Source organism: Rhizobium sp. NZLR11 (assembly GCF_019685115.1).
Classification (GTDB): domain Bacteria; phylum Pseudomonadota; class Alphaproteobacteria; order Rhizobiales; family Rhizobiaceae; genus Rhizobium.
Genome location: NZ_JABDWD010000001.1, coordinates 371,997 through 391,823, shown reverse-complemented (window position 1 = coordinate 391,823; position 19,827 = coordinate 371,997). Strand labels below are relative to the sequence as shown.

The following is a 19,827-nucleotide window of genomic DNA, read 5'->3' as shown; positions in this document are numbered from 1 at the left end:
ACGACCCCCTTCATAAGTCCGAAATCTTGGTTTCAGTCCCATCATTTCAGCTATAAGGTGGGAGACATCGCCCAAAGGGGATTCAAGGCCAATGCCCCCAGAGAAGAAGGACCGTTCGCCTGTTGCGCTGGAACAGCGTGACATAAGCGCCGACCAGCGCATGTTCTCACCTTCCGTTGCGCGAAATTCGGCGCCGATCCTCGGGCTCCTAAAACGTGTCCTTCCAACACGTGGCGCCGTGCTCGAGATTGGATGCGGGACCGGCGAGCACGCCGTGTGTTTTGCGGGAGCAATGCCCAACCTCACCTGGCAGCCGAGCGATCCGGATGCCGACGCCCGCACCAGCACGTCTAGCTGGATCAAATTCGCAGGGCTGAAGAATGTGCTGGCACCGCGGGATATTGATGTGTGCTCAGGACAATGGGGCGTCGAACAAACGGGGCATTTTGACGCCATCGTGTCGATCAATATGATCCATATCGCGCCATGGGGGGCAAGCTTAGGATTGTTCGCAGGAGCTGGCCGTTTGCTTCACGCTGGTGGGCTTCTTCTTCTCTACGGCCCATTCATGCGCGACGGGGCACACAACTCCCCCTCGAACGCTGCTTTCGACGCGGCTCTAAAGGAGCGCAACCCATCCTGGGGTGTGCGTGATATCGCTGATCTTGAACAAGTGGGTGAGGCCGCTGGACTTAATCTCCGCGAGACGATCGAGATGCCTACCAACAATATGTTGCTGGTCTTCTCCAGCGGTAGTGCCTGAACGACAAGCGGGTGCGAAAGAGACGTGGGCCTATAGAAACATTCGGGCCCTTTGCTGCCGTTCGAGGTCGATCCGAGGAACGTGCGGTATGTGCTAGAATGCGGCCGAAGGCGGAACGCGACAGACGCACTGCGAGGGGCGGTGTGATCGAACCGGAATTCGCGCGACCGAGTGCCAACGTTGTGCTCTTGGAAGGGGAGACGAGGACTATGCCGACACCAGAGCAACCCAGTCTAATAGTTCGACAGAAATCCCCACAGAACATCGAGTTTCCGTTTGCGTCACTCTCCGATTGGCTGATCCCAACCGAGCTGTTCTTCGTGCGAAACCATTTCCCGTCGCCGGATCTGGATGCGCGAGACTGGAGATTGCGGGTTGGCGGGGCGGTGGAGCGGCCGATCGAACTTGACCTCGACAGCATCAAGGCGATGCGGAGCACGACTTTCACTGCCGTCGTAGAGTGCGCAGGGAACGGGCGCGTCTACTATGTGCCGCCGAAGGACGGGTTGCAGTGGCAGAACGGAGCCGTCGGCAATGCCGCGTGGACAGGTGTTTTTCTGCGCGACATTTTAGAAATGGCGGGCGTTAAGCGAACCGCACGTGAGGTTCTGCTCGTAGGCGCAGACAGCGGCGTCGTCGACACGAACAGGAAAACGGCTTCTCCCGGCCCCATCGCTTTTGCGCGCAGTTTACCGCTTGAGAAGGCCATCGCTCACAGCACGATCCTTGCCTATTCGATGAACGAGGAGCCGTTGACGCGCGATCACGGCTACCCGCTACGCGCGGTCGTGGGTGGCTGGTTCGGCATGGCTTGGGTCAAGTGGATCACGCATATCACGGTTGTGGAGCAACCGTTCCTTGGCTACTGGCAGGCGCGCGACTATTTCCGTTGGGAGCGCAGCCTCGGGGAACCCAGGCTGGTCCCCCTCGCGAAGATGGAGGTCAAAGCGCAAATCGCGCGTCCCGTGCAGGGGGCGCGTCTCATCGCCGGCCAACCGTACCGGATTTTCGGAGCCGCCTGGAGCGGAGAGGCTGTTATCCGGCAGGTGCAGGTCTGCACCGGAGATGGCAGGGGCTGGCGCGAGGGAAGGCTCCTCGAAACAGAACGTCCCTTTGCATGGCGCTTGTGGGAGTACATGTGGACCCCTGAAGAAGTGGGGCGATATAAACTGCGATGTCGCGCGATCGATGGGGCGGGGTGCGTGCAGCCCGACCTCCAGCGTTCCGACTGCGAGAGCTACGCGGCCAATTGGATCGTTCCGGTGGAGGTTACGGTCGTTCCCGAGCCACAGACGTACGAGGAGGAATTCGTGATCTAATCACCCGCATGGGGCAGAATGGCGGCTTGGCGCAACTGCGACCCGCGTTGTCACTGCGTCACGTCCGTTTTGCAGCAACGGCGGCCGGTGGCTCGATGACCACTATGCGGGCGCAAAGCTGACGCCGCATACTCAAGCTGCTATGCCCCTTTGGACCAACTGTGGGGCCTCGGTCCTGAACCCCTCCAGCCAGATTTGGGCGATCCGCTTCTTCCTTGATAGGGAGGGACGCATGAGAGATCGTGCGTTGTTTGATCTCGCAATCGACAGCAAGCTGCGTGGTTGCGATCTCGTGAAAATGAAAGTCGGGAGTCTCGTGACAGGAACGGAAATTCGAACTCGAGCCCTGGTCGTCCAGCAAAAGTCCGGCCGTCCGGTTCAGTTCGAAATCACGGCGGAGGTGAGGGCAAGTTTGCTTGCATGGCTTGAACGGCGAGGTGGAACAGTTGACGATTACGCCTTTCCCAGTCGAGTCGACCACACCGATCATCTGAGTACTCGTCAGTATGCCCAATTGGTCGATGAATGGTTGACCGCAATTGGTCTACGACGCGAAGACTACGGCACGCACTCGCTTCGGCGCACGAAGGCCGCAATGATCTACAAGGCGACAGGCAATCTTCGCTCGATCCAAATCCTGTTGGGGCACACCAAGATCGAAAATACGGTCAAGTACCTTGGCGTGGACATTGAGGATACACTGGAACTAGCTGAGCACACTGAAATCTGAGCGCGTGCGGCCCCGCGCGCAGTGGGGCTGCACGTGTCAACGAAACTTTCTCAATTCCAAAGATCGCGATCGAGCGGCTATGCGCCCTCAAGACGGCCGTTAGGATGCCCGGTTTGTCATTCTTAAAGCTGCCGGCTATGAAACCGACAACGCCGCCAGTGAGCCGTACGGCAGCTAACGTCTTTCTCGCAATAATCAGTTGCTTCCCTCCCGATCACAAGCCTGCCGGGCTTCAGGTGAGTTTAGCGAGGATATCGTCGACGACACTTGGGACGGTATTCGCCGTGTCGATATTTATGCCGGCAAGAAGATACTCCCGGGTACGATGGTAGCGAAGTACCAGGGCCCGCTCGGCCGGCTCGAAGCCCGGCTCATTCGGCCGCCCATCTAGTCGTCGGTTCAACGTCTCAACGTCGATGTCGAGCACGAAAACCTTATCGAACAGGTCCAGGAATTTGTGGAAATTGCGCGAACCGCCACAAAAGAACGTGGCAGGATGGGTGGTGTCGGCAGCAATAGCTCGGACCTTGTCGACAGGCCAGATCCAGTGCGCATATCCCCAAGCGATGCGGTCTGCGCCTTCGGGTGGTCCTGCGAGCGCCTGGCCTGTCTCGGGGTCGCCGACATAGGCCAAAACGCGGTCACCATGGACGACATGGTAGCCCCGCCGCTCCAGTTCGGCAGCGACAGACGTCTTTCCAGTGCCCGAGCCGCCTTCGATTAGATAGTTCTTGATGCCCATGGGCCCTTTTTATCACGGCCGTCAATCCGGTGAGAAGACACTCTACCTGGGTGTGCTCAGCCAACGAGCTCACCTGATCAAGGTTAGCATTCGGTACATTTCGATTAAGGGTGAATGTCTGGCGGGAACACCCTCAACCCGGCCGTTGATCTCCGCTTCACCGCCGCCTAAGGGCAGTCATTGCCGACACAGACTTGATCCGACGCCAGTGGCCGGGCGTCATGTTTTCCCACTCGCGGAAAGCTCGATAGAACGAGTTGGCGTCCTGGTATCCCAGCAGGTAGGCTACCTCTTCCACGTCAATCGTGAGATCGGAGAGAAGCTGGCGGCCGAGTTCCTGTCTGGCTTCGGTCAGGAGAGCACGGAAAGTCTGGCCTTCCGCCGCAATCCGCCGCTGCAAGGTGCGTTCGCTCAGGCCCAGATCGCGCGCCACGGCAGCGAGATCATGGCGACCACTGGCCATTGTGCGCTTCAAGGTGCCCTTTACCTGCTCACCGATCGTGGCCTGCACCTCGATCTCGCGCACGGCCTCTGCCAGCGCGGGGGTGAGCATCTGGATCAGTTCGGGGTTGTGTCCGGGGAATGGCAGGTCGAGGTCCGGTGCATTCAGCACCATGCGATCACGCTCTGCCCCGAAATGGATCGGGCAATCGAAGAAAATTGCGTGCCTGTCCGTTCCCGGATTTGGTCGCCGCAGCTCCAGCGAGATTGGCCGCAGGTGACGGCCAGTACCGCGTCGCCCGAGTTCCAGCAAAAGGGCAAAGCTTGCGTCCACCGACAGGGGAGGCTCAGGTTCGGTGACGGTAGGCCACTCGATGGTCACCGACACCTTGCCGTCGCGCTCTTCGCAACAAAGACGGTCAGGGCTGCAAAGACGATTGAAGCGGTCCAGCCGCGCCATACCGTCTCGAAAGTCGGCAGCGTAGGACGCCACCAGAATTGCGAGCTTGTGATTGGCGGTGCTGGTCTCGCACACCATCCTTATGCTGAAGGCGGGGTCACCGGACAGCGCCTCTATGGCGTTCCAGATGGCGAAAAGTTGTGTGGTGCTGATGACGCGGAATTGTCGAGATGCAGCGTCGCAGGAAGCCTGGCCTGTCGCAGCACCGCCGAAGGCCGCAGTCCCAGTTGTTCAAGTGACTGCCAGAATGGCCTCGGCAATTTGCATCGGTCGGAAAGGACTTTGGCCATAGTTATCTATTTACTCCATTTGGAGATTGCAGGCGGTCGAAATAGCCCGCAGACGCGTTTTGTTTTGCAGAAGGCGAGTGTGCCATCACCTAGACCGCACATCGGCAGTCACGCTTTCGATTAATATTTTCGGTCTGGCGCGCGGAGTTCAGGTGAAGGCGGCGGGTAACGTACGACCTGGCCTATACCGTAGTATTTTTGGCGCGTTGTGCAAGTCTTGTGGCGTAGCTTGCTAATGCGTGCGCGGTGTCCTGTTCTTATCTTCTCCTCCGATGGCGCTGGCGCTGAGCCTCAGATCCGGCGGCAACCATCTCTGGAGCCGACAGTCCCACAACATCCCCTGCAGGACGAACGGATCCAGATAACAACAACCATCAATCAGGAGATCGAGCATGGCGCTCACATTCTACACCAACCCGAACTCACGCGGGCGCATCGTGCGCTGGATCCTGGAGGAGGTAGGCCAACCCTACGACACGGTGGTCCTCGACTACGAAAAGACCAGCGCAATTGACGAATGGGGCGGCGCGGCGCTCGAACGGCCAGCATCGAGCAATCCCAGCGAGGAACTGGTTCGCTTCTTCACCGCGATCAATCCCATGGGCAAGGTGCCGGCGCTTGTGCATAATGGCCGCGCCGTGACAGAGAGCGGCGCAATCATTACGTACCTCGCCGAGACGTTCCCCGAGGCCGGGCTTTCGCCTACCGCAAACGAGCGTGCCGAATATTATCGCTGGATGTTCTTCGCCGCGGGGCCTGTGGAACAGGCCGTCACGAACCACAGGGCTGGATTTGTGCCCGCTCCCGAGCAGGAGTTCTTCTTCGGCTATGGCAGCTACACGCGCACTTTGGACCAGTTGGAAAAAGCGGTGCAGGCGCATCCCTTCATCGCGGGCGATCGGTTCACGGCTGCGGACATCTATATCGGCTCGCATATCGGCTGGGGTCTTGGCCTTCAGACACTGCCCCCGCGCAAGGCGTTTCTGGACTATATCGGCAAACTGTTAGAGCGGGATGCCTTCAAGCGGGGCGTGGCCAAGGACGAAGAATTGATAGTGCAAGCCGCAGCAGCCCGTGCCGCATAGGCACTTGCCTTCATGGCCGGGTTCGGAGAATACAGTCTCGCGCAAAGCTGCGCCCGGTGGGCGGGCTAAACCCCTCCGGCAAACCGTACTGCAGGTATGACGCTGCCCAATGGCCGGTTTACTCCGGCCGTTACCACGCGCAGGTTTGAAGCTGGTCACGCGAGCGGCGACCCGGAGCGGAGGATACCGTCAGCCTTTCCCATGTGAATGTCCGCTTTCCCACAAGTTTACCTGACTGCGGAATCTCAACTTCCGGCCCAAATCAGCCACCGCAAGCAGGCCAACCATTTGGCCTGCCGAGCAATTCAGTTTCAGAGAGAATTCGGAATAACTGGGTCGTCGATTCCAATCCCTTCAAGAGCAGCAGGAGCTTTCAATGTTATTGATCGCCCCTCCTGCTACGCCCCATCAAGTCAGAATGCGAACGACCGTTTTTCCCGCGCGCCGCTCGGTAGCGTTGAACGTGGTGACAGCGTCGGCGAGAGTTGTGACCTTGCCGATATTTGTCCGCAGTCTTCCGTCGCGGACCCGCTGAACGATCTCGGATAGTTGGTCGCGATCGGCCTCGACTACGAAGTCGACCGTCAAGCCGTGGGAAGGCCGGACTTCCGTCGGCCCGACAGCCGTCACAAGCGTTCCGCCTGCCCGGATGAGCGCCGCTGACTGCTTCTGGATGTCGCCGCCGATGACGTCGAAGACCAAATCGACGCCACCGATGTCTTCCAGCGTGTCGTTGGCAAGATCAAGGAATTCATTTGCGCCATAGTCGAGAACCTTCTGCCGGTCGGCTGTGCGCCCGGTACCGATGACATAGGCACCGGCTTCCCTTGCAAGCTGTGTTACGATCGAACCGACCGCGCCGGCCGCACCGTGCGCCAGCACAGTTTGCCCCGCCTGAAGCCGACCATGCTGGAACAGACCCTGCCATGCCGTCAGCCCGGAGATTGGCAGACTTGCACCGACAGTGAAATCGACATCGCCTGGCAGCGGCGCCAGATTGCGAGCCTCCAGGGCGACATACTCGGTGAGCGTGCCATCGCGATACCAGTCCGCCAGGCCGAACACCCGCTGGCCGACTGAAAGCCCCGTGGTGCCGTAACCCAACGCCGTGACCACGCCAGCCAACTCGTGGCCGAGGATTGATGGCGTCCGATTATGTGAGGTACGATCGGTCCAAGTGGAAGGCCATTCGAGTTCGGTATTGACGAACCCCGCTGCATGAACCTTGACGACGACGTCGTTGATGGCGGCCTTCGGCTCGGCTCGATCCACCAGTTTCATTCCGGCGAGACCTGCCTCCGGGTCTGTTACTACAATCGCTTTCATTGGAGTTGTTTCCTCTAATCTCTGTTGGTTGTGACGGTAAATTAGATGCCTACGAGCTCATCTCGAGCTATCACGCCAAGCAGTTTCGGCTCGTCGGCAGCGTTGATGGATTCGATGTCGACGCGCGAAGCCGGGATGTTTTGCCATCACTTGCCCGATGGCGGAGGACGCTTCATCGCCAAGAGGTCTTTTACATCTTGCAGATCGCTTGCCTTTAAAATCGGAAGCGTCAGCCATTTCCCGTCGATATAGGTTTTGGCTTCATCGTAGAGCTTGACTAGCTGCGGACGCCAGGCATAACGCCGTTCCTCGAACTTCTCCCGTTCCACCCGGCCCATCACCACGACGGCCGAAAGCCGCTTGAACTCCGGGACCAAGGTGGTGAACGCCTTGGTTTTCTTATAGCGCAGGGACCAACCTCGGTTCTTGCCGCCGTAAAGCCATTCCGGTGCGAAAACGCCCGGGTAAAATTCATCGATCCAGGTCCGCAGCTCGGACCAATAGGCAAACCCCTCAGGTCCGATCCATTCGCGGAGGGCGGTATCATCCGGTGGCGCTGCCCTTTCGGTGATCCTATCACCGATTTGCGGCAGGGTATTTGCTGTTTGAGTCATCTGAAGGCCTCCTATTGTTTGCGGCGGGGCGGAAAGGGTTGAGGTGTCGGGGCTGCTTGGGTGCCAGCCCAAAACGACATTTGGCTATCGTCCGCTGACATCCGCCAGCACCATGGGGACGCCATGAATGTCTCTAAGTCCCGGTACGACCGTCAGGTCGAGGGCGGCGAGGATCTTCTGCCTCGCCCCGGGTGCGTCGTCCCAGTCGAGGAACGCTGTGCCTTGCAGAGGAAAAAATTGATGCGTTTTCAGGCCGATCGAACTCAGTGACAGCGACAGATAGGGTGTGAGAAAATCAGGTTGGTTCGCTCTCTCTCCGGTGAAAAAGCCGCCCGAAGCGACGCCGATAAAAACCGGACGGTCTCGAAGCATTCCCATCTTTCCGGCGGGCGTCGATTTCATCGTGCGACCGACGCGCAGAATCTGGTCAATCCAGGCCTTGAGAACCGAGGGGACCGTCAAGTTGTGCATCGGCGTTCCGATAACGATTATGTCCGCTGCTTCGACCTCCCCGATGAGGATTTCGGAAAGGTCAAGAGAGCCCGACGGCGGCGCGGCCGAGGTCGCCGGCGACGCCAACGCAGCGGCGTATAGCGGCGCGGTCTGGGGCAAGGGGTCTGCCCCAATGTCGCGCCGTGTGATGCTCGCGGCGGACACGACCTCAAGAAGCTTTTCGACGATCGCCGCCGAAAGCGCGCGACTATGCGATTCCAGACGCGGGCTGGTATCAATATGGAGAATGTTCATTTGGTCGATCCCAACAGCTTCAAAAGGTTGCGAATGAGAAAGGATCAGATCGATCCCGCTGGGGGAACGGCGGGGAAGTCCTTCTCGGGATCGAACACGTTGTTTAAGAAGTTCGTCAGTGAATACATGGCCACCAGTGCGACGATTTCGATGATGTTTGCATCGGTGTAGCCGACATCGCGGACCGTCTTCAGATCGGCGTCGCTGACCTGCCCGCGGGTCTCGCTCACCTTGCGCGCAAACTGGACCGCCGCATCCCGCTTCGGATCGTTGGCATGTCCCTTGCGGGCGAGGATGATGTCATCGGCCGGCAGCTTGGCCATATGTTCGGCGGTAAAGCTGTGAACCGTCAGGCAATAGTTGCACCCGTTCACCTCGGAGACTGCGAGACCGATGCTGTCGCGTGTCCTCACATCGAGCGTCTTGCTCAGAGATCCGAGCAGAGCGGCCCAGGCGTTGAACGCGATCGGACTCTGCGCGAAGGCCGCCATCATGTTGGGGGTGAACCCGATGTTCTTCGTGAACGCATCGAGGGTCTGCTTGGATTCTGCGGGCACATGCTCCGGCGTCAGAACGGTGGTTCTGGTCATGGTAGGTTTCCTTAAGCTTGCTGGTTGAAATGAGGGTTATGCAAAGTCCAGGACGTCAGCCACGGGCATGCGCGGCTTCTGCGGCCAGTTACCGGCGCGCAACGGCCCAACGGTGAGGAGCATCACCGGGATTTCGTCTTCGGCGAGACCGAACTCGCTATGCACGGCCTCTGCGTCGAAGCCGATCATCGGCGTCGAACCCAAGCCAAGCGAGCGGGCGGCATAGATAATCGCCGAGGTGCCGAAGGTTGCCGAGCGTACCGCTTCGTCGCGCTGCCGCTGCGGTTGGTCGTCATAAAGACCGCGCGCCGGGATTTCCCATTCCGGCACCAGACGCGCCGGCATGATGCCGGCTTCGACCACCGGCGCCAGGCGCTCGGGGACAGTGCTGGCATCGGCCAGTTGGCCGATGATGATAAAGGTCACTGCGGCATCGGTGATCGCCGGCTGGTTCCAAGCGATCGGGCGCAGTTGGGCTTTGGCCCTGGGCGTACGAACGGCGATAAACCGCCAGTTCTGCAGATGGAAGGATGTCGGCGCGGACGTGCCGATCCGCACCAGATCGCGGATCTGATCGTCGCTCAGTGACGCGGTGGCGTCGTAATATTTGGCGGCACTGCGGCTCAGGATGGTTTCGATGACGGCGTTGGTCGGCGCCGTTTGGATGGCTGCGTTGCTGATATCGTTCATTGGGGGGTTCCCTCATCAAGTGATTACGGAAACCAATTTACGGGCATCAGTGATAATATCGAGACTGGATTGCCTCAATTTAATGCTCAAAAGGATCAGTTAGAAAGCGCCGGTCCTAGTTCGCGCGCATCTCCCCGGTTTGCGCCAGCCGGCGCCATTCCCCCGGCGTCATCCCCATTCTCTCGGCAAACACGCGGCGGAACGCCGAAACGGATTGATAACCAACCGTTTCGGCGACGGCCTCGGTGCTGATCGACGGTTTTTTCAATTCGTTCGCCGCCAGGCTCATGCGCAGGTCGGTCAACAGATCGAGGGCGGAGCAGCCCAGCCTGTCCTGGAAGTGCCGCATGAAGGTGGCGCGCGACATGCCGCACAGGTCCGCCAGATCGGGCAGTTTCCAGGGATTGGCCGGATCGGCGAGCATGGCAGTGATTGCCGGCGCCAGTCTTGGGTGGCCGGCGAGAGCCAGCAGGCCTTCGGGGGCCTTTTCGGATTCGCTTGCCGCCCTCAGCACCAGCGTGAAAAGGGCCGAAGACAGCGCGTTGAGAACGGCGCGCCCGCCCGCCCGGTCGCCGGCGGCCTCCATGCGCATCAATGCCACCAGGCCGGCTAGTTGATCGGTCGCGGGGCTGACTACGTTCTCTGCGGGGCGGTCGATTGCCCGCGCCACCAGATTTGTCGGCAGGTAGTTGCGGATCAGCCGATCATGGGGCGGCGCTATGAAAAACCGGCCGCATAAAAGATCGAGCTGCTCGTCCGGGCTATCGTTCTCGCTCAGCATCCATCCGGCCGCCCCACGGCTTTGCCGGGTCAGGACGGGTGTTTGACCGCTGCCATCATGTAGCACATGGGGCGCGCCGTGAGGCAGCAACACGATATCTCCGGCCGCCAGTTCTCTCGTCGTTTTCGTCTCTAGGTGCTCGAAGATGGCTCGGCCCTTGACGATGACGTGGTAAGGGATTTCGTTCGCCGCTGCCCGCGGCCAGGCAACTCGCCATGGTGCGCCATAGGAACAGCGGACCTCGAGCTGGCCCGTCACGGTGACGATTTGCAGGAGATGGCTCAGCCAGTCGACTTCGGACATAGAATCTCAGTGAGTTAAGACGCCCTGGCATCTTAAGCCACTCTACCCCAGTTGTATGTACTCTATGGCCTGTCGGTGAAAAGGGTAATCGAGGCATTGTCGACAAGCCTATGGGCAATACATCCGTCAGCTGGGGTCTTGCTGGACTGTTGGAAATGCGGCAAGCGTGTGATCCGCTGGGCTTTAAGGTCAGTGTTTGCACGCAAATGGACCGGCCGCCGGTTCATATCCCTTCAAGGCGTGCATTGCGATTGTCCACTGGAAGACGTCGGTGACAACTCGTGCCGAAAGAGTTGCCGACAGTTAGTACGCATTGGTTCCAGACTATCTACCCGATCGCGCCGGTCTTGAGTTCGTCTGGCCGCGTGACTACTCGGCGAACCGATTTCATCGTGGACTTTTGCCGCTAAGGTTAGATCCCCTGCCGACATCCTCCGCCCGGGCTCCAGTCGTCCAGTTCGCAAATCAGGATTAAGGTTGGCACGGTCGCATCGCCCGCCCGCAGCCTTGAACCTCCGGCCCATCAACCGTTCGTTTCGCTCGGCTAGACGCTACACGGCCTGCACATTCTGGTCCTTCGGCAGCGAGATCGTCATCGCCGCGGCGGCGGCGGCCGTAACTGCAACGGCGAGATAGATGCCGCTGAAACTCTCCGTCGATGTCTTGATCACGCCGCCAAAGAAGTTCCCTGTAGTGCCGCCGATGCCTTGGAACACGGTGCAGATGCCTAAGACAGTCACCGCGACGCGGGGCGTGGCGCGATGTGAGACATAGGCCGGCAGCAGGCCATAGATCGGATAAAAGCCCAGCGAAAAGAAGATGCCTGACAGGATCGAGAGTTCCATCGAGGGATCGAGGACCACGAGGGCGCCGGCGGCAAGGAAGCTTGAGTAACAGGTAAGCATGGCATAGCGCGATCCGAGACGCGACGATATTGTGCCAATGGCGAAGCCTGCGCTGATCCCCACCGCCCCGATCGTTGCCCAGAGCCATGAGGCAAAGCCGACGGAATAGCCGAGTTCCTCGCGCAGGAACGGCGAGAGATAGGTGAGATAGGGATATGGCATCAGGCCGTTGATGAAGCCGAGCGCGAAGATCAGCGTCACCCATGGCATGATGGAGCGCAGGCTTGCTGAACCGCCGGCAGTTGGCGCGAGCGTTTCGTCACTTGTCCCGCTGTCGAAGAGGCCGGCCCGCCCGAAGAGAATGTGGGTGACAACGGCCAGTGCGATCGTGGCCGCGCCTGTGAGGGACCAGACCATCTGCCAGTGACCGCTTCCGGCGTATGCCGCCACGAGTGCGCTGTTGATGAGGACGCCAAAGGCCGGGGCGCTGGAGATCAGGCTCATGGCAAAGCCGCGCTGTTCTGCTCTTACCACCCGCGAGGCGAGATTAATCATCGGCACGAAAGTCGATGCGCCCGTCGCGCCGGCGACCATCAGCAGGCCGGCAACCACGTAGAGATTGTCGATAATGGGGATGCCCGACAGGCAGAGCCCGCAGAGCGACACGGACGCCACCACCGTCCGTGCGGCACCGATGCGATGGACGAGCCAGGTACCGAGCACGGCGAATGCCACCGTGGAAAACTGGACTAGGCCGGTGACCGTGCCGACGAACGCATAGTCGAAGGCAAGATCTTTCCGCATGTCTGGGATGATCTGAGGAAAAAGGCTGAGGCCGAAGCCGTAACACGTGCCGACGCAGGCGATCATGACGGCCACGAGAACATTACCTGGGATACGCACGCTAGTCATCATGATCGGCCTCTGTTGGCAACCGTGTTCGCGCTCCCGCTCGACGCGATGATCATCTAGCATGGGCAGCCGGCGGACTGTCGGATCTGCGACGCCGGCTGCCAATATTGCCGCGCTTCGGGTGCCTCGGCATCGAGCGCGCCAATAGTCTTGCGCGGACCTTGGCGTCGTCGTACCCCAACCATCAAAGCACCGGCACTCCTGTTCAAGACCCTCACTCGCGGCGCATTGCCGAGTGCTCCTTTAGCTTTGGACCCAGCGAAGTGAAACGCTCTCTTAAAATTCATGACGGACATCAAACGTATACACGTTAAGGGAGCACCGAGCACGCCGCCACGGCGTGCTCGCCTATGCTTTTCGCTGAACCAATCGAGCCGCCGAAACAGCCAGCTCGATCGATCACCCTTTGACGCTCCGGACGCTCGCAACGCTGCCGTCGCAGGCCGCCCGGCGCTTGGCAAGCACCTTGACCGAAAAGAGCGCATAGATGATCAACGGAAGGCAGACGAGATAGGATGTCCTGATGCCCGCATGTTCGGCAATGAAACCGAGCAGCGGCGGCGCCAGGAAGAAGACGACGAAGGTCATCTGGCCAAGGGCGGCGACGTTGAGATACGCCGCGCGATCTGTGCGCTGGGCCGCCGCCGAGACGGCGAGAGGATAGACCGCGCTGCAGCCAGCGCCCATCAAGGCAAAGCCCGCCAGCGCCACATAGGCATGCGGAGCGCCCCAGACGGCACAAATGCCGATCGCCGAAAGAACAAGCAGCATCGTGGCGACGGCCCGCGCGCCAAACCGATCGACCAGTGGATCGACGAAAAGGCGCGCCAGCGCCATGCAAAAGGTAAAGAGCGTCAATCCCAGTCCGCCAACGAAGGGCTCGACCGAAAACACGTCGCTCATATAGATCGCCGACCAGTCGATCCCGGCACCTTCGACGAGAAAGGCCGCGATGCCGATCACGCAGAGCGGCATGAGGCCCCAGGTGGGAAGCGCCACCAGCGGCGCCTTGCCTTCATTCAACGGGGTCCGCGGCGGCGCATTGCGCATGCCGGAAATCGCCCAGACGCCGAGGACAAGCACCGCGGCAAAGGTCACGGCGAGATGGAGTTGCATCGAAATACCGGCTTGGCGGACGACTGAGGAGACAAGCGCCGTGACGAAGAAGCCGAGGCTCCAGAAACCATGCGCCCTGTTCATCACGCCGCGTCCTAGCTGTGCTTCGATGCGATCAATCTCGACATTGAGATTGATCTCTAGCGCCCCGGCGAGCATCCCCTCGACGAAAAGCACACAGAACACCACCGGCGCCGCACCGATCCACGGCACCAGCGATAGCAACGCAGACGTGCCGAGAACAGTAATGAATGCCGTTGTCCGCGCGCCGAGCCGGGCGATCACCGGCGAAGACAAAGTCAACGAAATCAAGGCGCCGATCGCAGCCCCTATCAACGTCAACCCAAGCTCCGACTTGTCGACGCCAAGCGCAACCTGCAAATCCGGCATCCTCGACAGCAGCGCCCCCAGCGACACGGCGAAGAGAAAGAAGCAGACATAGATCCGCTGCTGCGGCGCGATTTTCATGATGCAACTCCGGGAATTGACGCTCGAAGCCGAACGCGCGCTTTTGGATTTGTGATGTCTAACTCACACGGCCGGAGATCAAAACTTTTTTCTGAGGAGATGCGACGGAGCAGGCGAACTTAGGGACCGGCGATTTGCCTGGGTGTTTAGTCCCGGCAGCGCGACGGTTTCGGTGGGAGCCCCGCAAGCCAATATAAGTTTGCACCTCGTTACCGTGAAACCTGCGCTTGAATTCAGCTTGGCCCTGAACGTTGAAAATCCGGCGGTTAACGAGCAGTGACAGGAATACGCGCTGATAGAGGTAGCACAAAGGTGCTCTCGGGAAATTGGCTTTTTTCGACGTTGGCCAGCGGCGACAAGCCGAGAGTCATGATCTCGGCTCCTTCTTGTCTAAAACGATCTGCGGCATATTTCGTGAGCCCGATCGGCATAGGCCGTTGTGCCCGGGATTTTTCGCTTGAGGGGGCGAGGAATGTCATCCCGGAGCTTGCTGCGTTCCTAATGCCGCACGCTATTGCAGCTGCGAAGCTGGAAAATTAGAGGGCTGTCGGTAGCCGGTCAACTCGCCGCCCAGTTGTCTTTGTCCCGAATTCAGACGGTCTGAACTCCGGATCCCGACAAAACCGGGATAAAAGCAAACGCCCCTGACATCACGCGTGGTCATTTCATCCCCTTGCGCGATAGGCCACTGTTCGAGCGCGAACCTCATCCACTGCGCATTTTGACGTCAGGCGAGGCGCGCGGCTGATTGCAGTAACGCCGGCATAAAGTGCGCACCAGCAGGCCTGTAGGCCCGGGCAACTGTTGTCTCCGCCCAACGGCATCCTGAAAACAGCGGATCGGCTGTTCAACTCCCCACATCCTCGACGTCGGTAGGACGTTCTCTCATCCTTGGTGTGATTTCGGCCACCAAATGGAGTGTGCGGACTAACACCGAGCAGAATTGGCCGGCTCATCTCGAATTGATATCTTTGTGATTGTCTGAGCAAGGATCATGGACGCGTATGAGGCGGTCACGACCCCGACAGGCGCGCAGGTTCACCGACCGCGAGATCCCGAAGGAAGTGCTGGAGCGCGTGCTGTCCGTCGCGAGCTGGGCGCCGTCTGGATCGAATATACAGCCGTGTAACACCTCCATGGTGAGTGGTGCGACGCTTGCCGAGCAAGTAGCGCGCCGGAAAACCGTGGCCGCCGGCGACCCTGGACGAACAAGAAAGCAACAGGACTATCAAACGGGCTGAAACGTTCAATATGTCGAACGCCAGTCTTTGTGACCGTCACGCAAAACAGTGCCGCTATTTCGCTGAAAGGAAATCATAATGTCGCTCAAAGCACGAGCAGCACGCATTCATCAGTACGGTCCGCCTGAGGTCCTGGAGTTCGAAGACATCCTAGTCCCAGATCCTGGTGACGCAGAGGTCCGTGTCCGCAGCACAGTCATTGGCCTCAATTTTGTGGATGTCTATTTCAGACGCGGCACGATGGAGGTTCCGTCATTTCCCGCAATTATCGGCAACGAGGCAGCGGGTGTCGTCGAGGCCGTCGGAAGAAACGTTGCCTCGGTGAAAGTCGGCGACCGCGTCGTCTTCGGTCACAGCACAGGCGCTTACGCCAGCGCGGGCCTCCATCCCGCCGACCGGTTGGTGATTATACCGGACGGTGTCACCGACGAGCAGGCCGCGGGCAGTTTTTTGAAGGGTTTGACGGCGAGATATCTGGTCAAGGACGTTGTACCTTTGAAGCCCGGCGACACGATCCTCTATCACGCCGCCGCGGGTGGCGTGGGCCAGATCTTCGTGCAGTGGGCTAAGTCACTCGGGTATCGTGTCATTGGAACAGTATCCAGCCAAAGCAAGGCAGACGTTGCACGCCGGGCGGGATGTGACCACGTCATCAATTACAGCACGGAAGATTTCGTGGCGCGCACCTTCGAACTGACTGATGGAGTTGGCGTAGACGCGGTGTTTGATTCCGTCGGAGAAGACACCTTCCGTGGTTCGCTTGCCGTACTCAAAGTTCGTGGCACCTTGGTCCAGTTCGGTAAGGTATCCGGCGAAATTACTCCTCTTGATCCCTATGAACTTGGCCCGCGAGGGCTGCATCTGACATGGCCAATGCTGCAGCATTACGTTTCAACGCCTGCCCAGACCGCTGAGGCCGCCGCCGATCTGTTTGCGGCAATCAAATCGGGTGTCCTGAGGGTCGACCCTACCCGCATCTATTCATTCGACGACCTCGTCGAGGCTCATCGGGATCTTGAAGGTCGATTGACAACGGGTTCAGCGGTCCTTCGCGTGACGCAGTAGCGAAAAGAACGGAAGCCGCGCGGCGGTCGTACTTGTCCAGGGCGGGTGTCTTTCATCAATTCAGGTCTCGCTTGATCTGATAACACTGAAGTTATTTCGATGCTTCTGAATCCACTTGAAAAGAGAAATCATCCGGCATAATTTGATATCAACGAAATCATGTTTGGTTGGATGATATCAATGCCAGCGGTCACCATTCGCAATCTCTCGGATGAGACACATCGCGCCCTGCGGGTGCGAGCAGCTCATCATGGCAGAAGCACCGAGGCTGAAATCCGTGACATCCTCGAGGCTGCCGTTCGTCCATCTGAGCGCGTGAAACTCGGCTCTTTACTTGCGGCGATAGGTCGGGATGCCGAGCTTTCCGACGATGATGTTGGAGCCCTGCAGCAGGGTCGCGATAAGGCACCTGCGGAGCCGATGACGTTCGAATGATATTGCTGGACACCAACGTCATATCAGAGCCGTGGAGATCGGTTCCCGACGTGGCAGTGATCGCTTGGTTGGACGCACAAGCAATCGAGACACTGTTCCTTTCTACCATAACAATTGCCGAACTTCGTTTTGGGATTGCTTCCATGCCCCCAGGCAAACGGCAGGCTATCCTTCACGATCGCCTGGAGCGCGAAGTGCTTCTGCATTTTGTCGAGCGCATTCTACCCTTCGGCGTCACCACCTCGCAGTTTTATTCAGACCTCATGGCGCGTGCTCGGCTGTCCGGGAAAGCGATCGGCAAAGCTGATGGATATATTGCGGCCACGGCAGCGGCGCACGGTCTCGCGGTCGCGACGCGCGACACGAGCCCTTTCGAGGCCGCCGGGCTGAAGGTGATCAATCCTTGGTCTTCACCAAAATCATCTTGAACGTCGAGCTTCGTATCGTTCAAGACCCCAGCATTTTTATCCGCATCCGGGCCTCAGCTGGGCGCCTTGGGAACACATCGTAATTTCAGAGGTGCACTTCTTGCGGAAGACGTTGCGCTTCCGACAAATTCAGCCTGCCAAAGGGTTCATCCCGCTCACCGATTCGCGGAAATGACGCGGAGTGGTCCCCGTTCGCCCCTTGAATATCTCGTAGAAGCGACTACTGGAGCCAAAGCCGCAGTCAAAGCCGATCTGCAGGATGGGAGCGTCGGTGTCGGTCAGAAGCTGCATCGCCCGCGCCATCCGATATCGGATCAAATACTCGTTGACCGATATTCCCAACACCTTGCGGAAAGCACTGTTGGCCGTGCTCGGGTGGATATTTGCGCGCTTCGCGAGCTCGGGGATGCTGATCGGGTTTGCATAGTGCATATTGATCAGGTCGATGAGCCCCTCGACGTATCCCACCGCGTGGCCGGCCATAGGCGCCGGAAACAATTGGGTCGGCACGGTCTCGATTTTAGCATTGTCCAGGATCAGGCGTCTTATGCGCAGGCGCACCTCATCCACGATCAATTTGCGCCTTGCCTTACTCCCTGACTGCCATTCCCTTTCCCAGCGTGCAAACATCGAAACATCCGGGTTTTCCTGAGGTCCCTGCGTCAGGAAGCGGCCCTGCATGATCAATTGCCTGGCCCCTCTGTCTACCGGCAGGGCAAGGAAATCGACGAGGGGAAGATAAGCGCACGCCAAAGGCGCGTTTTCGGTAACGGCGATCGTCTGGTGCGGGATCGCCGCCCAGAACAGAACCAGCCGCCCGGCCTCTACCTGTTCCTGTCTGCCGTTGAACAGGTAGGTCATCTGGCCTTCCATCAACAGGTTCAACTCGACGTGGTCGTGCCAGTGCGGCGCTGCCATCGCATCGGCCATGTGACGCTCGATCAGGAATGCATCTCTAGATGCAATCCATTCGGCGCGATCGTGATTCCGTTTCATTTTCTGGCTTCGACTCGAATCCCGGAATTATTAGTCGGATAGCAGGAGGAAATTCTGATTCAGAAGGAGCACTAAGCAATCATAACCGATAGGGAGATTGCAATGCCGAAGATTTGCCTGGTGGGCGCCGGTAGCACCGTATTTGCGCAGAACATTCTGGGAGATGTCTTGTCCTCGCAAACGCAGGGGGCTTACGTCATCAGCCTGTTCGATATCGACCCGGAGCGGCTAAAGACATCCGAAATCGTTGCTCGCCGGATTTGCGAGGCACTGGGGCGTTCAAGCGTCAAGATTGAAGCCACTTTGGACCGGCGCGACGCTCTTCGCGGGTCGGACTTCGTCATCCTCATGATGCAGGTCGGCGGTTATAAGCCGGCGACGGTGACGGACTTTGACGTTCCGAAGAAATACGGCTTGCGTCAAACGATTGCCGACACTCTCGGCATCGGCGGCATTTTCCGCGGCTTGCGCACGATCCCGGTATTGGAAGCGATCTGCCGGGATATGCAAGATGTGTGCCCGCAAGCGCTGCTGATGCAATACGTCAACCCGATGGCCATCAATTGCTGGGCGATCAAGGAACTGGCGCCGGAAATCCGCACGGTCGGCCTGTGTCACAGCGTTCAACACACTGCCGCCCATCTTGCAAAATGCCTGGACGAAGACGTTGCCGACGTCAATTACGTGTCCGCCGGTATCAATCACGTCGCCTTCTTCCTGAAATACGAGAAAGTTCATCGCGACGGCCGCCGGGAAGACCTTTATCCGCGATTGAAAGCGCTGGCGGTCGAGGGTCGTGTTCCGGTCGATGACCGCGTACGCTTCGACGTGCTCCAGCGCCTTGGCCACTTCGTCACCGAGTCCAGCGAGCATTTCTCCGAATATACCTCCTGGTACATCAAGGAGGGTCGAAACGACCTGATCGACCGGCTCAACATCCCGTTGGACGAATACCTCCGCCGCTGCGATGTGCAGATAGGCGAATGGCGTGCCCTGCGGCAGGAGCTGGAAGGCGAGAGACCGATCGAGGTTTGTCGCAGCAACGAATATGCTGCCGGCATCATCCATGCTGCGGTAACCGGCACCCCGGCCTTGATCTACGGCAATGTTGCAAACAATGGCCTGATCGAGAACCTGCCTGCGGACTGCATCGTGGAAGTGCCCTGCCACGTCGACAGAAACGGCGTCCAACCGGTTCGCATTGGACGGATTCCGTCCCAGCTGGCGGCTGTCATGAATCTGAGTATTTCCGTGCAGCGGTTGACCGTTGAGGCTGCCCTCACAAAGAGCCGCGAGCGCATTTATCAGGCCGCTCTGCTGGATCCTCATACCTCCGCAGAACTCTCGCCCGACCAAATCTGGAGCATGGTCGACGATCTTATCGACGCTCACGGCGATCTCCTGCCTCAGTATCAGTGACATCAGCAACATCGCCGTTCC

General features: G+C 59.1%; 20 protein-coding genes. 9 read left to right on the top strand and 11 right to left on the bottom strand.

All coding sequences use genetic code 11. From position 1 onward, the window contains the following. Nucleotides 1–91 precede the first annotated feature (91 nt). The 3 genes from HJB83_RS01790 (at nt 92) to HJB83_RS01780 (ending at nt 2,812) form a co-directional block, all read left to right on the top strand. The gene (locus tag HJB83_RS01790) at nt 92–763 is read left to right on the top strand and encodes a DUF938 domain-containing protein (protein WP_221131222.1); all 672 of its coding nucleotides are present in this window, start codon (nt 92–94) and stop codon (nt 761–763) included. A gap of 209 nt (nt 764–972) precedes the next feature. Next, entirely contained in the window at nt 973–2,082 is a 1,110-nt protein-coding gene (locus HJB83_RS01785; RefSeq protein WP_259671081.1) for a sulfite oxidase, read from the top strand. A 142-nt stretch (nt 2,083–2,224) separates the two neighbouring features. Continuing rightward, the gene (locus HJB83_RS01780; protein WP_221116036.1) at nt 2,225–2,812 is read left to right on the top strand and encodes a tyrosine-type recombinase/integrase; all 588 of its coding nucleotides are present in this window, start codon (nt 2,225–2,227) and stop codon (nt 2,810–2,812) included. Nucleotides 2,813–3,044: 232 nt separating this feature from the next. On the opposite strand, the gene HJB83_RS01775 is transcribed toward HJB83_RS01780, so the two are convergent. Continuing rightward, complete coding sequence (locus HJB83_RS01775; RefSeq protein WP_221116035.1) at nt 3,045–3,554, bottom strand: AAA family ATPase; 510 nt, start codon at nt 3,552–3,554, stop codon at nt 3,045–3,047. 157 nt (nt 3,555–3,711) lie between these two features. Beyond that, nucleotides 3,712–4,572 carry an AraC family transcriptional regulator ligand-binding domain-containing protein gene (locus HJB83_RS01770; RefSeq protein ID WP_311044266.1) on the bottom strand — a complete coding sequence of 287 codons (861 nt, stop codon included), beginning with the start codon at nt 4,570–4,572 and terminating at the stop codon, nt 3,712–3,714. 565 nt (nt 4,573–5,137) lie between these two features. On the opposite strand from HJB83_RS01770, the gene HJB83_RS01765 reads away from it, so the two are divergent. After that, nucleotides 5,138–5,830, top strand: coding sequence for a glutathione S-transferase family protein (locus tag HJB83_RS01765; protein WP_221116034.1), 693 nt, complete (start codon nt 5,138–5,140; stop codon nt 5,828–5,830). A gap of 408 nt (nt 5,831–6,238) precedes the next feature. Here the strand turns inward: HJB83_RS01765 and HJB83_RS01760 are convergent, their stop codons facing one another. The 8 genes from HJB83_RS01760 to HJB83_RS01725 form a co-directional block, all read right to left on the bottom strand. Beyond that, complete coding sequence (locus HJB83_RS01760; RefSeq protein WP_221131221.1) at nt 6,239–7,156, bottom strand: NADP-dependent oxidoreductase; 918 nt, start codon at nt 7,154–7,156, stop codon at nt 6,239–6,241. A gap of 146 nt (nt 7,157–7,302) precedes the next feature. Beyond that, nucleotides 7,303–7,770: a DUF3788 domain-containing protein gene (locus HJB83_RS01755; RefSeq protein ID WP_207583045.1), complete on the bottom strand. Its 468-nt coding sequence runs from the start codon at nt 7,768–7,770 to the stop codon at nt 7,303–7,305. Nucleotides 7,771–7,854: 84 nt separating this feature from the next. Then, on the bottom strand, nt 7,855–8,517 hold the full coding sequence (locus HJB83_RS01750; protein ID WP_221131220.1) for an FMN-dependent NADH-azoreductase: 663 nt from the start codon (nt 8,515–8,517) through the stop codon (nt 7,855–7,857). Between the two features lie 44 nt (nt 8,518–8,561). After that, the gene (locus HJB83_RS01745) at nt 8,562–9,107 is read right to left on the bottom strand and encodes a carboxymuconolactone decarboxylase family protein (RefSeq protein WP_207583047.1); all 546 of its coding nucleotides are present in this window, start codon (nt 9,105–9,107) and stop codon (nt 8,562–8,564) included. 36 nt (nt 9,108–9,143) lie between these two features. Continuing rightward, nucleotides 9,144–9,797 carry a nitroreductase family protein gene (locus tag HJB83_RS01740; RefSeq protein ID WP_207583048.1) on the bottom strand — a complete coding sequence of 218 codons (654 nt, stop codon included), beginning with the start codon at nt 9,795–9,797 and terminating at the stop codon, nt 9,144–9,146. 115 nt (nt 9,798–9,912) lie between these two features. Continuing rightward, nucleotides 9,913–10,881: an AraC family transcriptional regulator gene (locus HJB83_RS01735; protein WP_221116029.1), complete on the bottom strand. Its 969-nt coding sequence runs from the start codon at nt 10,879–10,881 to the stop codon at nt 9,913–9,915. A gap of 551 nt (nt 10,882–11,432) precedes the next feature. Beyond that, complete coding sequence (locus HJB83_RS01730; RefSeq protein WP_221131283.1) at nt 11,433–12,638, bottom strand: MFS transporter; 1,206 nt, start codon at nt 12,636–12,638, stop codon at nt 11,433–11,435. A 399-nt stretch (nt 12,639–13,037) separates the two neighbouring features. Further along, complete coding sequence (locus tag HJB83_RS01725; protein WP_221131219.1) at nt 13,038–14,222, bottom strand: MFS transporter; 1,185 nt, start codon at nt 14,220–14,222, stop codon at nt 13,038–13,040. Between the two features lie 1,004 nt (nt 14,223–15,226). Between HJB83_RS01725 and HJB83_RS01720 the strand changes: the two genes are divergently transcribed. The 4 genes from HJB83_RS01720 (at nt 15,227) to HJB83_RS01705 (ending at nt 17,391) form a co-directional block, all read left to right on the top strand. Continuing rightward, nucleotides 15,227–15,463, top strand: coding sequence for a nitroreductase family protein (locus HJB83_RS01720; RefSeq protein WP_246762908.1), 237 nt, complete (start codon nt 15,227–15,229; stop codon nt 15,461–15,463). A gap of 78 nt (nt 15,464–15,541) precedes the next feature. Beyond that, nucleotides 15,542–16,528 (top strand): quinone oxidoreductase, encoded by a 987-nt coding sequence (locus HJB83_RS01715; RefSeq protein ID WP_207585760.1) that lies wholly within the window; start codon nt 15,542–15,544, stop codon nt 16,526–16,528. A 180-nt stretch (nt 16,529–16,708) separates the two neighbouring features. Further along, a complete protein-coding gene (locus HJB83_RS01710) occupies nt 16,709–16,963 on the top strand; it encodes a FitA-like ribbon-helix-helix domain-containing protein (protein WP_207585759.1) in 255 nt (84 codons plus the stop codon). Continuing rightward, a complete protein-coding gene (locus HJB83_RS01705; RefSeq protein WP_207585758.1) occupies nt 16,960–17,391 on the top strand; it encodes a type II toxin-antitoxin system VapC family toxin in 432 nt (143 codons plus the stop codon). Before HJB83_RS01710 ends, HJB83_RS01705 begins: the two co-directional genes overlap by 4 nt. Nucleotides 17,392–17,520: 129 nt before the next feature. Here HJB83_RS01705 and HJB83_RS01700 read toward each other — a convergent pair whose 3' ends face one another. After that, nucleotides 17,521–18,387 carry a helix-turn-helix domain-containing protein gene (locus tag HJB83_RS01700; protein WP_221159352.1) on the bottom strand — a complete coding sequence of 289 codons (867 nt, stop codon included), beginning with the start codon at nt 18,385–18,387 and terminating at the stop codon, nt 17,521–17,523. A gap of 102 nt (nt 18,388–18,489) precedes the next feature. On the opposite strand from HJB83_RS01700, the gene HJB83_RS01695 reads away from it, so the two are divergent. Continuing rightward, on the top strand, nt 18,490–19,806 hold the full coding sequence (locus HJB83_RS01695; RefSeq protein ID WP_221131218.1) for an alpha-glucosidase/alpha-galactosidase: 1,317 nt from the start codon (nt 18,490–18,492) through the stop codon (nt 19,804–19,806). Nucleotides 19,807–19,827: the final 21 nt, after the last annotated feature.

Excerpts from the sequence above, each read along its gene's own strand:
- HJB83_RS01710 (WP_207585759.1), top strand. The coding sequence starts at position 16,709 with ATGCCAGCGGTCACCATTCGCAATCTCTCGGATGAGACACATCGCGCC.
- HJB83_RS01695 (WP_221131218.1), top strand. The coding sequence starts at position 18,490 with ATGCCGAAGATTTGCCTGGTGGGCGCCGGTAGCACCGTATTTGCGCAG.
- HJB83_RS01700 (WP_221159352.1), bottom strand. The coding sequence starts at position 18,387 with ATGAAACGGAATCACGATCGCGCCGAATGGATTGCATCTAGAGATGCA.
- HJB83_RS01745 (WP_207583047.1), bottom strand. The coding sequence starts at position 9,107 with ATGACCAGAACCACCGTTCTGACGCCGGAGCATGTGCCCGCAGAATCC.
- HJB83_RS01790 (WP_221131222.1), top strand. The coding sequence starts at position 92 with ATGCCCCCAGAGAAGAAGGACCGTTCGCCTGTTGCGCTGGAACAGCGT.
- HJB83_RS01730 (WP_221131283.1), bottom strand. The coding sequence starts at position 12,638 with ATGACTAGCGTGCGTATCCCAGGTAATGTTCTCGTGGCCGTCATGATC.
- HJB83_RS01780 (WP_221116036.1), top strand. The coding sequence starts at position 2,225 with ATGCCCCTTTGGACCAACTGTGGGGCCTCGGTCCTGAACCCCTCCAGC.
- HJB83_RS01765 (WP_221116034.1), top strand. The coding sequence starts at position 5,138 with ATGGCGCTCACATTCTACACCAACCCGAACTCACGCGGGCGCATCGTG.
- HJB83_RS01720 (WP_246762908.1), top strand. The coding sequence starts at position 15,227 with ATGAGGCGGTCACGACCCCGACAGGCGCGCAGGTTCACCGACCGCGAG.
- HJB83_RS01750 (WP_221131220.1), bottom strand. The coding sequence starts at position 8,517 with ATGAACATTCTCCATATTGATACCAGCCCGCGTCTGGAATCGCATAGT.
- HJB83_RS01715 (WP_207585760.1), top strand. The coding sequence starts at position 15,542 with ATGTCGCTCAAAGCACGAGCAGCACGCATTCATCAGTACGGTCCGCCT.
- HJB83_RS01755 (WP_207583045.1), bottom strand. The coding sequence starts at position 7,770 with ATGACTCAAACAGCAAATACCCTGCCGCAAATCGGTGATAGGATCACC.
- HJB83_RS01760 (WP_221131221.1), bottom strand. The coding sequence starts at position 7,156 with ATGAAAGCGATTGTAGTAACAGACCCGGAGGCAGGTCTCGCCGGAATG.
- HJB83_RS01705 (WP_207585758.1), top strand. The coding sequence starts at position 16,960 with ATGATATTGCTGGACACCAACGTCATATCAGAGCCGTGGAGATCGGTT.
- HJB83_RS01775 (WP_221116035.1), bottom strand. The coding sequence starts at position 3,554 with ATGGGCATCAAGAACTATCTAATCGAAGGCGGCTCGGGCACTGGAAAG.
- HJB83_RS01740 (WP_207583048.1), bottom strand. The coding sequence starts at position 9,797 with ATGAACGATATCAGCAACGCAGCCATCCAAACGGCGCCGACCAACGCC.
- HJB83_RS01785 (WP_259671081.1), top strand. The coding sequence starts at position 973 with ATGCCGACACCAGAGCAACCCAGTCTAATAGTTCGACAGAAATCCCCA.
- HJB83_RS01735 (WP_221116029.1), bottom strand. The coding sequence starts at position 10,881 with ATGTCCGAAGTCGACTGGCTGAGCCATCTCCTGCAAATCGTCACCGTG.
- HJB83_RS01725 (WP_221131219.1), bottom strand. The coding sequence starts at position 14,222 with ATGAAAATCGCGCCGCAGCAGCGGATCTATGTCTGCTTCTTTCTCTTC.